Annotated in this window: 12 protein-coding genes; all 12 read left to right on the top strand. The window is 62.2% G+C overall.

The features are described from left to right. Positions 1-329 precede the first annotated feature (329 nt). The 12 genes from AWB69_RS35390 to AWB69_RS35335 all read left to right on the top strand — a co-directional run bounded on the left by AWB69_RS35390 (position 330) and on the right by AWB69_RS35335 (position 14,285). Complete coding sequence (locus AWB69_RS35390) at positions 330-1,883, top strand: carbohydrate porin (RefSeq protein ID WP_082913728.1); 1,554 nt, start codon at positions 330-332, stop codon at positions 1,881-1,883. Positions 1,884-1,921: 38 nt separating this feature from the next. Then, entirely contained in the window at positions 1,922-3,061 is a 1,140-nt protein-coding gene (locus AWB69_RS35385) for an NHL repeat-containing protein (protein ID WP_062091450.1), read from the top strand. Between the two features lie 54 nt (positions 3,062-3,115). Next, the gene (gene efeB / locus AWB69_RS35380) at positions 3,116-4,396 is read left to right on the top strand and encodes an iron uptake transporter deferrochelatase/peroxidase subunit (protein ID WP_062091449.1); all 1,281 of its coding nucleotides are present in this window, start codon (positions 3,116-3,118) and stop codon (positions 4,394-4,396) included. Positions 4,397-4,472: 76 nt separating this feature from the next. Then, positions 4,473-5,498: an iron ABC transporter substrate-binding protein gene (locus AWB69_RS35375; protein WP_062091448.1), complete on the top strand. Its 1,026-nt coding sequence runs from the start codon at positions 4,473-4,475 to the stop codon at positions 5,496-5,498. A 12-nt stretch (positions 5,499-5,510) separates the two neighbouring features. After that, positions 5,511-7,166, top strand: a complete 1,656-nt coding sequence (locus AWB69_RS35370; RefSeq protein ID WP_062091447.1) for an ABC transporter permease — start codon at positions 5,511-5,513, stop codon at positions 7,164-7,166. A 6-nt stretch (positions 7,167-7,172) separates the two neighbouring features. Next, positions 7,173-8,228 (top strand): ABC transporter ATP-binding protein, encoded by a 1,056-nt coding sequence (locus tag AWB69_RS35365; protein WP_062091446.1) that lies wholly within the window; start codon positions 7,173-7,175, stop codon positions 8,226-8,228. Positions 8,229-8,311: 83 nt separating this feature from the next. Next, complete coding sequence (locus AWB69_RS35360) at positions 8,312-8,743, top strand: MarR family winged helix-turn-helix transcriptional regulator (RefSeq protein WP_062091445.1); 432 nt, start codon at positions 8,312-8,314, stop codon at positions 8,741-8,743. A gap of 69 nt (positions 8,744-8,812) precedes the next feature. Next, positions 8,813-9,001 carry a Rossmann-fold NAD(P)-binding domain-containing protein gene (locus AWB69_RS35355; protein WP_062091444.1) on the top strand — a complete coding sequence of 63 codons (189 nt, stop codon included), beginning with the start codon at positions 8,813-8,815 and terminating at the stop codon, positions 8,999-9,001. A 31-nt stretch (positions 9,002-9,032) separates the two neighbouring features. Next, entirely contained in the window at positions 9,033-10,220 is a 1,188-nt protein-coding gene (locus AWB69_RS35350) for a thiolase family protein (protein WP_062091443.1), read from the top strand. Between the two features lie 380 nt (positions 10,221-10,600). Beyond that, positions 10,601-11,071, top strand: a complete 471-nt coding sequence (locus AWB69_RS35345; protein ID WP_062091442.1) for a hypothetical protein — start codon at positions 10,601-10,603, stop codon at positions 11,069-11,071. Positions 11,072-11,870: 799 nt separating this feature from the next. After that, positions 11,871-12,383 (top strand): peptide-methionine (R)-S-oxide reductase MsrB, encoded by a 513-nt coding sequence (gene msrB, locus AWB69_RS35340; RefSeq protein ID WP_062091441.1) that lies wholly within the window; start codon positions 11,871-11,873, stop codon positions 12,381-12,383. 99 nt (positions 12,384-12,482) lie between these two features. Next, the gene (locus tag AWB69_RS35335; RefSeq protein ID WP_062091440.1) at positions 12,483-14,285 is read left to right on the top strand and encodes a cytochrome c biogenesis protein DipZ; all 1,803 of its coding nucleotides are present in this window, start codon (positions 12,483-12,485) and stop codon (positions 14,283-14,285) included. Positions 14,286-14,309 lie beyond the last annotated feature (24 nt).

Genomic DNA, 14,309 nt, shown 5'->3' with positions numbered 1-14,309 from the left:
GGGATGAACAACCCATGCTCGTGATCATTTCGTGATCTAAAAATATCAAAAACATTACTAAATTATTTCAAATAACTAAATCAATAAGCCGTAAAAAACGGCTTATGTAAGGGATTTTTCACCCCGATGTAATTATAATGAGAATCGTTCTCATTTATATTGACGTTCACACATGGCGTGGGTACGATTCGCTTCGCCGGTGCCTTCTGGATGGTGGCCCGGAGGACGTTTCAACGCTGATGTACGGGGTTTTTGCCTGCGTTGTCGCAACGTCCTTAGAACAATCAACGCGACGCGTTAGAGCCGTCGCAACAAGACTGAGGATTTCGATGCAACCCGTCCAGCTCGCTCCGCGCGAATCGCGCGCTGAATCGCGACACGATTCACGCCCCGACGCGACCCTGCGCGCTGCCATCAGGCGCCGTGGTGCGCCTTTCCGCCGCGCGGTGCTCGGTACCAGCCTCGCGTTGTTCGCGCTGGTCTCATCGGCGGCATTCTCGGCGGCATTTGCCGCAGGCGAGCCGGCAAACCCGGACGCCACTCCTTCCGATGCCCCCGAAGCCGACCTGAACATCCAGGCGCAACCGGCGGGTCAATGGACCGGCGTATGGGGCCGTTCGACCCTGTTCGGCGACATGGGCGGCATCCGCCCGTGGCTCGGCCAGTACGGCGTGACGCTGCAAGCCACGGAAGTATCGGAATATCTCGACAATACGCGCGGCGGCCTGAAAACCGGCGGCACCTACGACGGCCTGACCACCGTCACCCTCGGCCTCGATACGCAAAAGGCCTTCGGCCTGCCAGGCGGCACGTTCAACGTGAGCGCGCTGCAGATTCACGGCCGTAACCTGAGCCAGTACAACCTCGGCACGCTGAACACCGCGAGCGGGATCGAAGCGCAGGACACCACGCGCCTGTGGGAGCTCTGGTATCAGCAGTCGTTCCTGAACAGACGCGTGGACGTGAAGGTCGGCCAGCAAAGTATTGACCAGGAGTTCATGGTCAGCAGCTACGCGGCCACGTTCGTGAACACCATGTTCGGCTGGCCCGGCCTGCCGTCCTACGACATGCCCTCGGGCGGTCCGGCGTATCCGCTGTCCGCACTCGGCGTGCGCGTGCGCGGCCAGATCACGGGTTCATTGATGGGGCTCGCGGGTGTGTTCGACGGCAACCCGCTCGGCAACAACCTGAACAATCTCAGCGGCACGAACTTCAACCTGCATAACGGCGCGTTGTATATAGGCGAGTTGCAGTACTCGATCAACCAGCCGGCGGACGGCGATATGGTCGGCGTGCCGCAAACCGGCTTGCCCGGTACATACAAGATCGGCTTCTGGTACAACAACGAACGCTTTGCCGACCTGAGCACCGACAACACCGGTCTGTCGCTCGCGAATCCGCTGAGCACCGGTACGCCGCAGACTCATAACGGCAACTACAGCTTCTACGCCGTTGCGGACCAGATGATCTGGCGTCCGAACCCCGACGAACCGCGCAGCATCGGCGTATTTGCACGCGTGATGGGCGCGCCGGGCGACCGTAACCTGGTGAGCTTCAGCGCCAATGCGGGCATTGTGATGAAAGCCCCGTTCGCCGGCCGCGACAACGACAGCGTCGGCCTGGGAGTCGCCTATATCAAGGTCGGCAACGCCGCGCACGATCTCGATGTCGCGACTGCTGCGCAACTCGGCAGCCCGTACGGCATCCGCACCCAGGAAACCGCGCTCGAGGCGACCTATCAGTACCAGGTCAACCCGTGGTGGGTCATGCAGGGTGACCTGCAATACACCTTCAACGCGGGCGCCGGCCAGAATCCGAGCGATCCCACGCAGCCGTTGCGCAACACGTTCGTCGTCGGCGTGCGCACCACCATCACTTTCTGATCGGCGTGATCTTGAACGCACGCACCCGAGGTTTTTGCATGAAACAACTTATCAAATCCAGAGCGCTGTCGGGCATTGCATCAGCCGCATTGCTGGTTAGCGGTCTGGTCAGCAGCGTGGCGCACGCTGCTCCAACCGGCTTTCTCGAAACGCTGCACAAGCACACCACGCTGATCAACACCGTGCCGTCCAACGGCGACCAGAACCCGTATGCGATCGTGGTCGCGCCGGTATCGTCAGGCACGGTCAAGCAGGGCGACGTGCTGGTCGGCAACTTCAATAACTCCGCGAACCTGCAGGGTACCGGCAGCACGATCATCAACTATCATCCCGATACCAAGGAGATGACGGTGTTCGCCACCGTGCCGCGCGACCTGAAGGACTGTCCGGGCGGTATCGGTCTCTCCACCGCGATGACCATGCTGAAGTCGGGCTGGGTGATCGTCGGCAGCACGCCAAGCAACGACGGCACGACCGGCACCAAGGGCGCGGGTTGCCTGATCGTGCTCGACAACCAGGGCAAGGTGGCGTCTACCATCGCGAGTCCTGACATCAACGACCCGTGGGGCAACATGGCGGTCGTCGATAACGGCGATCACGCCACGCTCTTCGTCAGCAATGCGGGCTTCGGCGTGGGCGGCGCGGGCGGCAATCCGCCGGTCTTCAAGCAGTCCACCATCCTGCGACTCGACCTCGATATCCCCCAAGGCAAGGCGCCGGTGGTCAAGCAGGAAACGGTGATTGCCAGCGGATTCGGCGCGCAAGCGGACAAGGGTGTGTTCCTGATCGGACCTACGGGTCTGGCGTTGTCGCCGGATCAGAAGCTGCTGTACGCATCCGATGCCATCGGCAACCGTGTGACCGAGATCGATGACCCCATGACGCGCGATACCAGCGCGGGTGTCGGCCGCGAGTTGACCGCCGATGGTTTCCTGCATCGCCCGCTCGCCATGGTGACGGCACCCAACGGTCACTTGCTGGTCACGAATGCATTGAACGGCCAGGTCGTGGAAATCGATCCGGCGACAGGCAAGCAACTGTATGCACGCTGGATCGATACCGACAAAGCACAATCGCCGCCGGGCAATGGTGACCTGTTCGGTATCGCGATGACGCCTGAAGGCGATGGTTTTTACTACGTACAGGACGATGTCAACACGCTGGTCCTGGCGAAGTAAAGCGAAGCAGGTAGTCCCTGGCAAAGTGAAGTAACTGGCATAGCAGACGACATCATGGAAAACGATCAGGACCCACCGCGCCGCCGCTTTCTCAAAGCGGGCGTAGCCGCGGGTGCGGCATTAGGCGCGGGTTCAGTCGCGCACGCCGCGACGGTGACAAGCCTCAAGCAGTCGAAGCAACCCGTCGACCCCATGCTCGTGGTCGAGCCGTTCTTCGGCGAGCACCAGGGGGGTATCGTCACGCCGCAGCAGAGCCACACGTATGTGGCGTCGCTCGATCTCACCACCGATAAACGTGAAGACGTGATCGGTCTCCTCAAGACATGGACGGACGCGGCGGCGCGCATGTCCCGTGGCGACACGGCCAAGCCCTTGCCCACCGACGACAAAACCGCACCCGATTCCGGCGATATCCTCGGCCTGGGTGCAGCAGGCCTGACGATCACGTTCGGTTTCGGTCCGGGGCTCTTCACGCATGAAGGCAAGGACCGCTACGGTCTGGAGAAGCGCCGGCCCGCCGCGCTGGTCGACTTGCCGCGTTTCAACGGCGACCAGTTGCTGCCGCAAAAAACCGGCGGCGACATCCTGATCCAGGCCTGCGCCAACGACGCCCAGGTCGCGTTCCATGCCGTGCGCCAACTTGCGCGCATGGGCTACGGGATCGTGGCCATGCGTTGGGGTCAGGCAGGGTTCCTCTCCGGTCCGCGTGGACAGACGCCGCGCAACCTGATGGGCTTCAAGGACGGCACCAACAATCCGTCGACCGCGAAACCCGCGCTGATGAACCAGTTCGTGTGGGCCAAATCGTCCGATGCGCCCTGGATGGACGGCGGCACGTACACGGTCGTGCGCCGTATCCGTATCACGCTGGAACACTGGGACACAATGGAACGAGGGTTCCAGGAACAGGTGATGGGCCGCGAGAAATACAGCGGTGCGCCAATCGGCAAGAAGAATGAATTCGATGCGCTGGATCTCGATGCCGCTGACAAGGACGGCAACCAGGTGATCCCGGAAAACTCGCACGTGCGCTTGTCGAACCAGGCGACGAACAACGGTGCGCAGATCCTGCGCCGTTCGTATTCCTACAACGACGGCACCGATTTTTATATCGAGCGCTGGCCGCCATGGCGCCAGGAAACCGAGTACGACGCGGGGTTGATCTTCGTCGCCCATCAAAGCGATCCGCGCACCGGTTTCATTCCGATCAATGACCGGCTGGCGAAGTTCGACATGATGAACCAGTTCACCACGCATGTAGGCAGCGCGGTGTTCGCATGCCCGCCGGGCGTGCGGCCCGGTTCGTTTATCGGCGCGGGGCTGTTCGAAACCTGATTCGAAGAAGACGTAGGCCAAGCTAAAGCACACGCCGGCGACAAGCCGGCGCACCACAACGAAAGGAATGACAGCAATGAACACCACACGCTCCCTGCCCGTGCTGCGCACGCTTTGCGGCATCGCGGTGCTGGCTGCCGCCGCGGCGTTGCCGCTGAACGCGGAAGCGGCGACGCTGACCTTGTATAACGCGCAACACGAGCAGGTCGTGGCCGCGTTGGCGAAGGACTTCGAGAAGCAGACCGGCATTTCGGTGAAGGTCCGTAACGGTGAAGGCCCGGCCATGGCGGCTCAACTGGTGGCCGAAGGATCGGCTTCTCCCGCCGATGTTTACTTCACCGAGAACTCGCCGGAACTGATGTTGCTTGATGAGAAGGGCCTGCTCGCTAAAACCGATGCGTCCACGCTCTCGACCATCCCTTCGCGTTACAACTCGCCGCAGGGTGACTGGGTCGGCGTGCTCGCGCGTGAGAACGTGCTGGTCTACAACACGAAGAAGATCGATGCGGCCCAACTGCCGGCATCGCTGATGGATCTCGCCAAGCCGGAGTGGAAAGGCAAGGTCGGCATTGCACCCAGCGACGGCGATTTCCTGCCGGTGGTGAGCGCGGTGATCGCCATGAAGGGCGAAGCGGACGCGCTGGCATGGCTCAAGGGCCTGAAGAAAAACTCGCAGATCTTCGATGACGACGAAGGCGTGGTGGCCGCGGTGAATCGCGGCGGCGTGGCGACGGGCGTGGTGAACAATTACTATTGGGCGCGCCTGCACGTGCAACTGGGCGACAGCGCGACCCGCAGTGCGATCTATCACTTCGGTAACGGCGACGTGGGCGCGCTTGTGAACGTATCGGGCGCGGCGGTATTGAAGTCGAGCAAGAACCAGCAGGCGGCGCAGCAATTCCTGGCGTATCTGGTCAGCGAACGTGCGCAGGACCTGATGGCCAAAGGAAAGATCGCGTTTGAATATCCGCTGCATGCAGGCGTTTCTCCCGATCCGCTGCTCAAGCCTTTCGACCAGTTGAGCCCGCCGTCGTTGACTGTCGAACAACTCGGCGATGACAGCAAGGCCGCCAAGCTGATGCGTCAGGCCGGATTACTGTAAGCGCAGGAGCGTATGAGTGATGTCGTGAAGGCGGTTGGCTTATCCGCGCTGCCCGAACCCCGCAGCCGCAAACGCGCGCCGCGGGGTTTGCTCGTGGCGGCGGGATTGTGCGCGCTGCTGGTGTTGATGCCGCTCGCCTTTACGGTGTATCGCGCGGTGACGTTCGGCTGGGATGACGCCATCGAGTTGATTTTCAGGCCGCTGGTGGGCGAACTGCTCATCAATACGCTGTCCATCACCGTGAGCGCTACGCTCGTGGCAGGCGTGGTGGGGACGGCGGCAGCATGGTTTATCGAGCGAACGCGCTTGCCCGGGCGGCGGCTGTGGGCGGCTCTCACGGTCGCGCCGCTTGCCATGCCCGCGTTCATCACGAGTTATGCATGGGTCTCGCTGAGCCTGGATCTGCAGGACTTCGCGGGCGCGTTGCTGGTGATTTCCACCGCGTATTTTCCCCTTGTCTATCTGCCGGTTGCCGCCGCTTTGCGCGGCATGGACCCGGCGCTCGAAGAAAGCGCCCGCTCGCTCGGTTGCGGGCGTGTTGGCGTGTTCGTGCGCGTGGTGTTGCCGCAATTGCGGCCTGCGTTGTTCGGCGGAATGCTGCTGGTGGCGCTGGGCGTGCTGTCGGAATTTGGCGCGTTTACGCTGCTGCGCTTCCGGACCTTCACCACCCAGATCTACGCCGAATACAGGACGAGCTTCGACAGCAGCGGCGCGTCGGTGTTTGCGTGCATTCTCATCGCGATGTGCCTCTTCTGCCTTGCGCTGGAAATGCGCGTGCGCGGCGGGGCGCGCTATGAACGCGTTGATCGCGGCGTGAGGCGCGCGGCATTGCGTTATGAACTCGGTGCGTGGCGATGGGCGGTGGTCGCCGCGTTTGTCGTGCTGGCGATCGTGACGCTGGGCGTGCCTATCGGCATGATCGGTTTCTGGCTGACGCAAAGCGGAGCCGCCGCCATCACGCCGGCGGAAGTGTCACCGGAACTGCTGATCGAATCGACGTTGTCATCGATCGGTTATGGCTGCGCCGCCGCGGTCGTCACTACGCTCGCGTGCGTGCCGCTGGCGTTCCTGCTGGTCCGTTTTCCCAGCAGGATTGCGACTACATTCGAGCGCATCGTGTTCCTCGCGCAAGGTTTGCCGAGCCTCGTGGTCGCGCTGGCGATCGTGTCGCTGGCCGTGCACGCGTTGAGGCCGCTGTATCAAAGCGCCGAGCTGCTGGTCGTGGCCTACGCCATCCTGTTCTTGCCGCTCGCGCTGGTCAGCGTGCGCGCGGCGTTCACGCAGGCGCAGCCGCGTCTGGAAGAGACCGCCCGATCGCTTGGGCTGAGCTGGCGCGAGACCGTGCGGCGTGTGCTCTTGCCGCTGGCAGGTCCAGGCCTGGGCGCCGGCGCCACGATGGTCTTCATCTCGGTCGTTACCGAACTCAATTCCACGTTATTGCTGTCGCCCAGCGGCACACGTACGCTCGCTACTCAAGTATGGATCGATACGTCCACGCTCGCGTTTGCCGCCGCTGCGCCGTACGCGGCATTGCTCGTGGGCATTTCGCTGGCGGCATCGGTCGCGCTGTTCACGTTGCTCGGGAGATCGGCGGTGGCGGGGCGTGCGGCTGATTTAAAAGTAGGACTACAAGCAGGACTACAGGCCGGTTCGCCGCCTGACGAGTAAATCGATATGAGCGAACTTCGCGTTACCAGCCTGACCAAGTCCTTCGATGGTCAACCCGTGCTTCATGGCGTCGATTTATCGGTGGAACGCGGCACCTTGCTTGCCTTGCTGGGGCCGTCCGGCAGTGGCAAGACCACGCTGTTGCGCGTGCTGTGCGGCTTCGAGCGGGCGGACGGCGGCACGGTCGAGATCGACGGCGTGCGCGTGGCCGGGCCGGGCATTCATGTGCCGTCCGAAGCGCGCCGGATAGGGTACGTGCCGCAGGAAGGCGCGCTGTTCCCGCATCTTTCAGTGGCTGACAACATTGTCTTCGGCTTGCCGCGGCAGCAGCGGCGGGCGCGGTATCGGGTGGACGAATTGCTGGCGCTCGTCGGCCTGCCGGCGGCCTATGGCGACCGGCCGCCGCAGGCATTGTCCGGTGGACAGCAGCAGCGCGTTGCGCTGGCCCGGGCGCTTGCGCCGTCGCCCTCGCTCGTGATGCTCGACGAACCGTTTTCTTCCCTCGATGCCGCGTTGCGGATCGAAACCCGTGAAGCCGTGGCGAACGCGCTAGCGGCCACGGGCGCCACCGCGGTGCTGGTCACGCACGATCAGGCGGAGGCCTTGTCGCTCGGGCACGAGGTCGCGGTGTTGTGGCGCGGCCGTCTCGTGCAGACGGATTCGCCGGAGGCGGTGTATCGGCGGCCGGTGTCGCGTGAGCTGGCGAGTTTTGTCGGCGACGCGGTGATCGTGCCGGGATCGATCGATTCCCGGAATTCGAAGCAGGTGATATGCGAGTTCGGCACCTTGCCGATCGCCCGCGCGGTAGTCGGCAGCGATGTCGACGTGATGATCCGGCCGGAACAGATCCGGATTGTTTCGGAACAGGGTTTGAACGGTGACGGCGTTCAGGCGGTGGTCGAGAAAGTCGTGTTCTATGGTCACGATGCGAGCGTCATGCTGCGCTCCCTCACGGGCGAGCGCGGTGTCCAGATTCGCGTGGCGGGGCATTCGCATCCGCGTGTCGGCGAGCGTATCGCGCTGTCGGTTGAAGGCGACGTCGTCGCGTATCCCAAGGGGTAGCCAAGGGCTGATTGAGGGCTGGTTCGATGACCGGCCATTCCGTTGATTTGACAAAGTGCATATGCACGAATAGAATCGCGTGTATGACTACTCAAGATTTGTCCTATCTCGACTGCAACTGCTTCGCCATCCGTCAGGCGGCGCGGTTTGTGTCGCAGCTTTATGAGCGCCACGTCAGCCAGGCAGGCGTGACGGCGGCGCAGTTCACATTGCTTGCCGCAATCCACCGGCGGCCCGGCGTGACCATGGCCGAACTTGCAGATGCCATGGTGATGGAGCGGACCACGCTGGTCCGAGCGCTGAAACCGCTGCAGCGCGACCGCCTTGTGAATGCCGTTCAGCAAGACGCCAGCACCCGCGCTGTTGCGTTGTCGCTATCCGACACCGGCAGAAAGACGCTCGGCGAAGCCTCGCTGCGCTGGCGCGAGGCACAGCAGGAATTCGAGGACAAGTTCGGCCGGGAACGCGCCGCGGAACTGAGAAAGTCGCTGCTCGAACTGACATCAATGGAATGAAACAGTCGCCAGGCGTCCCGCCGGGCGTTTTTTTACCTCATAAAGTGCATATGCACGAAAGAAGTCGACGTGGAAATCATCGATACCGACATGACCGCCGGGATCAACGCGCCGAAAACATCGCCGGAGGAAGTCGTGCGTCAGGTGCTCGAAGGAATCGAGCAAGGCAAGGAAGAGATTCTCGTCGATGAAACCGGCCGCAACGTGAAGGCGTCGTTGTCGTCGGCATCGCCTGCTTATCTCACCCGTGCCCATTAAGTTTTTTCAGGTCAATCTGGAGTGAAGAATCATGAGCCAACAACGTGAAATCGTACTGTGCCAGCCGGTCAGGACCGCGATCGGCGCGTTCAACGGCGCGCTGAAGGGCACGCCCGCGACAGACCTTGGAGCGGCCGTTGTCCGCGAAACGCTGCGGCGTGCCGGGGTTGCCGGGCAAGACGTGGATTCGGTCACCTTGGGTAACGTGATCCAGGCGGGCAACCGCATGAATCCGGCGCGCCAGGCGGCCGTGAACGGCGGGTTGCCGGTCTCGGTACCCGCGCTCACCGTGAACCGCGTGTGCGGCTCGGGGGCGCAGGCAATCGTATCGGCGGCTAACGAGATCGCCGCCGGCTTTACGCAGCTCGCAGTGGCGGGTGGCATGGAGAACATGGACCGTGCGCCGTATCTGCTCGATAACGGGCGTTTCGGGTATCGGATGGGCAACGCGGAAATCCACGACAGCATGTTGCGCGATGGTCTGGACGATGCCTTCTCCGGCAAGCACTCCGGCTGGCACACGGAAGATCTCGTGACACAGATGGACATCACGCGCGAGGCGCAGGACCGCTTCGCCGAGCGCTCGCAGCAACGTTTTGCCGCGGCGCAGGCGAAGGGCTGGTTCACGGCGGAGATTGTCGGCGTGGAGGTGAAGGCGGGCAAGCAAAGCATTGTCTTCAATACGGACGAACAGCCGCGCCCCGACACCACGTTCGCGACCTTGTCCAAACTGCGGCCCGCGTTCCGCCCCGACGGGACGATCACCGCAGGCAACGCGCCGGGCCTGAACAGCGGGGCGGCAGCCATGCTCGTGGCGGACCGCGCGTTCGCCGAGCGCAAGGGGATCGAGCCATCGGTGCGGCTGGTCGCTTATGGCATTGCAGCAGTCGAACCGGGCATGTTCGGTCTTGGGCCGGTGCCTGCCGTACAGCAGGCGCTGGATCGCGCCGGCTGGAAGCTGGGCGATCTTGAACGCATCGAGATCAACGAAGCGTTCGCCGCCGTGCCTATCGCGGTTGCGCGCAAGCTGGGTCTACCCGATGACGTCGTGAACCCCGAAGGCGGCGCGATCGCCCATGGTCACGCTATCGGCGCAACCGGCGCGGTGCTGGTCACGCGTCTTGCCCACGCGATGAAACGCGACGGGCATAAAAAGGCGATGGTGACGCTGTGTATCGGCGGCGGGCAGGGCATTGCGCTGGCGCTGGAAAGCGTTTGATCCGGGTGGGTTGAGCTCGCGGCTTCATGTGGCTTCACGTGGGTTAAGCGCGAGTATTGGCAAGCGCGTTCGGGTTGGTGATTCAGGAGGGGTGCGTTAGCTGCGCACATCGCGAACCGGACGCCTTGTGGTGCGTTGCACAAGGCCGATCCGTGGAACCGCGCGTCATGGCTTCCATGGCTCCCGGATCGCTCACGATCGTCGAACGAACGCGGTCCAGCACGCTAAACGGACGAATAATGCGAAAAGTTGGCGGATTACAGCGATAGTCTTTCGCATGGGTGCGGGGTGCGGACAGTAAGGTGAAAGCTCGTTTGGCGGCGCGTCGGAATCGACTTGATCCGGATGTCGCCATTCCTGTTTCCCGGAGTGCACGAGCTATGAGAATCCCCCTGTCCGCCGGCATTGCCGTGCTGTTCTTGAGCACCAGCGCGCTTGCGCAACAACCGCTTGCTTTTCCCATGCGCAGCCAGAGCCCCGCGCAAACCAGTATCGATACCGCCATGTGCTTCAGCTACGCCAATCAACATACCGGCGTGGTGATGGCGCGCGTGTCGCAGGCACCTGAAAAGCCGGTGGCCACGAAGCCCGGTGCCGTGCATCCGGTTGCGGTGGCGGCGCCGTTGCCGTCGGCGATTGCGCCCGGGTCCGCGCCGGTCGCCGCATCGGCGATGGAAGCGTCTGCGACGCCCACGCCCGGCGTGGCTGCGGACGCGCGGGCCGCCGCGCATGCCAGTTCGACTTCCGCAGATGCTCCGATGCCCGCCTTGCCCCCGCCCGAGCCGCCAATGGTCCAGTACTGGCGCTCGTATGGCGAATGCATGACCGACCGTGGGTATATGGTGCGGTAAGGTTTTCGCTCGCGCCGGTGGACGGGTTTGGGGGCGGGGGGAGCTTGCAGGGGGAGGTTCCGGGGCAACGGTCTGAGTCAATGCCGGGTTGCTGCTTTCAGGGCCTTCGCGCGTTATATGCCAGCCATTCTCTTTGCCACTATTAGCCACTGTGCGTGGCGGCACGTCATTTCTTGGTCCTTAGCGACAAAGAAACGAAGCAAAGAAAACGCTTTCACCGCACTACCCTAAGTGTCCACAGCGTGCAGTTTTTATTCATGGGTGCCCCAAAAGCACGGTGCTCGCCAGAGCGACGGATGGTTGAACCCCTCCTTCTCGCGAATCCTGACATGAACACGCTTCGCCACCAGTGCTCTCGGGCAAGCACGATCTGACCGTGAAAGCAGTCGCCCGGATCAAACCCGCTCTCCAAGTATGTCAACTCGATGCCGGCTGCGTTACGCTATATTTCATAAAATATAGCGTAACGTAGAAATACGACGTGTCTGTCGGGGTATCCATAAACCGGCCAAACGAATTTGATTGATTGCGTGTAACCGGTCGTTGCCCCCGGACGAACTAGCTAACAGACGCACAGTGAATGTTGGGGCTGGTAAAACCGCGCCACATTCAAGACCCGGTTGAAACAGGCTGCATGCCTTCAAAAATTCATCACGATTTTTCCGTTTCGATGAATTAAAGCCGTCATTGAAGTGTTTGCCTGTCAGATGCCTGACCGCGGTTCCCTGTCGCGACCCGGAAGCCGATTCACACAAAGAACGGCCTTCCTCAGAGAGTTGGTTTTGTTCTGGAGCACATCATGCACACCCGGCGCAGGTTTATTTTTGCAGGCAGCGTCTTTGCTGCAGCGGCGGTTGCCGCGTTCAATCAACGTCGCGTATTGGGCGCGACCGGAAAAAGCAGCAACGCCGATCAATCGTTCGAGGTCGTTCATCCCGACGACCAATGGCGCCGCCTGCTGACTCCTGCTCAATACAGCGTTCTTCGGCATGAAGGCACAGAGCGTCCTTACAGCAGCCCTTTGAACGACGAACATCGCAGCGGCACGTTCGCGTGCGCCGGATGCCAGCTCGAGGTCTTTTCATCGCGTACGAAGTTCGACAGCCACACCGGCTGGCCCAGCTTCTGGGCTCCGCTGGAACACGCGGTGGGGACTCACGAAGACTTGTCTTTCGGCGTATCGCGCACGGAGGTGCATTGCCGGCGTTGCGGCGGCCATCTGGGTCATGTCTTCGATGACGGCCCCAAACCAACCGGCTTGCGCTACTGCATGAACGGCGTGGCGATGACATTCAAAGCCGCCGCGGCCTGAGTAGGAAGCTTGAGTCGGCGGCCTGACCTGCCGCACACGCTCCCGGAACTGTTTTGCGTTGAACCCCGACCACCCAAATAACCAAGAACCTTCACGCTCATGTTACTCATTGTCCTGGCTTATCTTGGCGGTGCGCTCACTATCCTGAGCCCCTGCATCTTGCCCGTGCTGCCGTTCGTGTTCTCGCGGGCGGATCAGCCGTTCGTGCGCAGCGGCCTGCCTTTGCTTGCCGGCATGGCGATCACCTTCGCAGCAGTCGCGACGCTCGCCGCGGTGGGCGGCGGTTGGGTGACGCAGGCGAACCAGTATGGCCGCTGGCTCGCTGTCGCGTTGCTGGGCATCTTCGGCTTGACGTTGTTGTTGCCAAGCTTCGCCGAACGCCTGATGCGTCCGTTTGTCAGCGCCGGCAACCGGTTGTCCCAATTCGCCCAGGCCGACGGACAACAAGTCCGCGCGAGTTCGTCATTCCTGCTGGGTATTGCCACTGGTTTGCTGTGGGCGCCGTGCGCCGGCCCGATTTTGGGCCTTGTGCTGACAGGCGCGGCACTGCGCGGCGCAAGTGTCGGCACGACGCTGTTGCTGGTCGCTTATGCGGCGGGGGCGGCTACGTCGCTGGCGGTGGCGTTGCTGATCGGTGGCCGGGTGTTCGCCGCAATGAAACGCTCGCTTGGGGCGGGCGAGTGGATTCGTCGCGGCATTGGCGCTGCGATGCTGCTTGGTGTTGTCGCCATCTCGTTAGGACTCGATACCGGCGTGCTCGCGCGCGTGTCTACTATTGCAACAGGCGGCATCGAACAGAAACTGGTGGACCGGTTGTCGGGTGGTTCTACGCAGGCCACGCCTGCCCCGACCACCACGGCATCCAATGCGGCAGCGCCCGCCATGATGCGCGCAGCCGCGAGCACGGAGGCGCCGCTGTCGCTGCCGGTGGAGGGCGAACTGCCGTCGCTGTCCGGCGCCGTTCAATGGCTCAATTCGCCCCCGCTGACGGCGCAGGATTTGCGCGGCAAGGTTGTGCTCGTCGACTTCTGGACTTACTCGTGCATCAACTGTTTGCGCTCGCTGCCTTACGTGAAGGCGTGGGCGCAGAAGTATCGTGATCAGGGGCTGGTGGTGATCGGCGTGCATGCACCCGAGTTTGCGTTCGAGCGTAACGTGGACAACGTCAAGCAGGCAACGCACGATCTTGGAGTCGACTATCCGGTTGCCATCGATAACAACTATGCAATCTGGCGTGCATTTGGCAACCAGTACTGGCCGGCGCATTATTTCATCGACGCCAAGGGGCAGATTCGCTTCCACCACTTTGGCGAAGGCGACTATGCGCATTCGGAGCAGGTGATCCAGCAGTTGCTGGCTGAAGCCGGTCACGCGAATGTGGCTCCGAATGTGGCTCCGATGGTCAGCGACACAGCAGCGAACGGCGTGCAAATGGCCGCCGATAACGCCGACATGTTGTCACCGGAAACCTATGTAGGCTACGAGCGCGCGGAGAATTTTGGTGGTCGGGGCGGCGAGTCGCACGACCGCGTTCACACGTATGCCGCGCCTGCTCAGCTCGCGCTTAATGAATGGGGTCTCGCAGGCGCATGGAAAGTGGGAGCGGAGGAAGCGTCGCTGGCGGCTCCGACGGGAACCATTGTGTATCGATTCCACGCGCGTGATTTGCATCTCGTACTGGGACCCGGAAAGGACAACAAGCCGGTGAGGTTTCGCGTCAGCATAGACGGCGCGGCGCCTGGCGACGCGCACGGTACCGATGTCATGGCTGACGGCACCGGCACGGTCACGGAGCAGCGCTTATATCAACTCGTGCGTCAGTCGGGCGACGTGAAAGATCACACCTTCACCATTGAATTCCTGGACCCGGGTGTCGAGGCGTACGCGTTCACGTTTGGTTGATCAGTAAGCAGTAAGCAGTGAGCA

Source organism: Caballeronia udeis, from assembly GCF_001544555.2.
Lineage (GTDB): Bacteria > Pseudomonadota > Gammaproteobacteria > Burkholderiales > Burkholderiaceae > Caballeronia > Caballeronia udeis.
The sequence above is the reverse complement of the archived record's forward strand: the minus strand, read 5'-3'. Positions and strand labels throughout refer to the sequence as shown.

Coding starts and splice junctions, on each gene's coding strand:
- msrB (WP_062091441.1), top strand. CDS start 11,871: ATGCACACCCGGCGCAGGTTTATTTTTGCAGGCAGCGTCTTTGCTGCA.
- AWB69_RS35390 (WP_082913728.1), top strand. CDS start 330: ATGCAACCCGTCCAGCTCGCTCCGCGCGAATCGCGCGCTGAATCGCGA.
- AWB69_RS35385 (WP_062091450.1), top strand. CDS start 1,922: ATGAAACAACTTATCAAATCCAGAGCGCTGTCGGGCATTGCATCAGCC.
- AWB69_RS35335 (WP_062091440.1), top strand. CDS start 12,483: ATGTTACTCATTGTCCTGGCTTATCTTGGCGGTGCGCTCACTATCCTG.
- AWB69_RS35360 (WP_062091445.1), top strand. CDS start 8,312: ATGACTACTCAAGATTTGTCCTATCTCGACTGCAACTGCTTCGCCATC.
- AWB69_RS35375 (WP_062091448.1), top strand. CDS start 4,473: ATGAACACCACACGCTCCCTGCCCGTGCTGCGCACGCTTTGCGGCATC.
- efeB (WP_062091449.1), top strand. CDS start 3,116: ATGGAAAACGATCAGGACCCACCGCGCCGCCGCTTTCTCAAAGCGGGC.
- AWB69_RS35350 (WP_062091443.1), top strand. CDS start 9,033: ATGAGCCAACAACGTGAAATCGTACTGTGCCAGCCGGTCAGGACCGCG.
- AWB69_RS35370 (WP_062091447.1), top strand. CDS start 5,511: ATGAGTGATGTCGTGAAGGCGGTTGGCTTATCCGCGCTGCCCGAACCC.
- AWB69_RS35365 (WP_062091446.1), top strand. CDS start 7,173: ATGAGCGAACTTCGCGTTACCAGCCTGACCAAGTCCTTCGATGGTCAA.
- AWB69_RS35345 (WP_062091442.1), top strand. CDS start 10,601: ATGAGAATCCCCCTGTCCGCCGGCATTGCCGTGCTGTTCTTGAGCACC.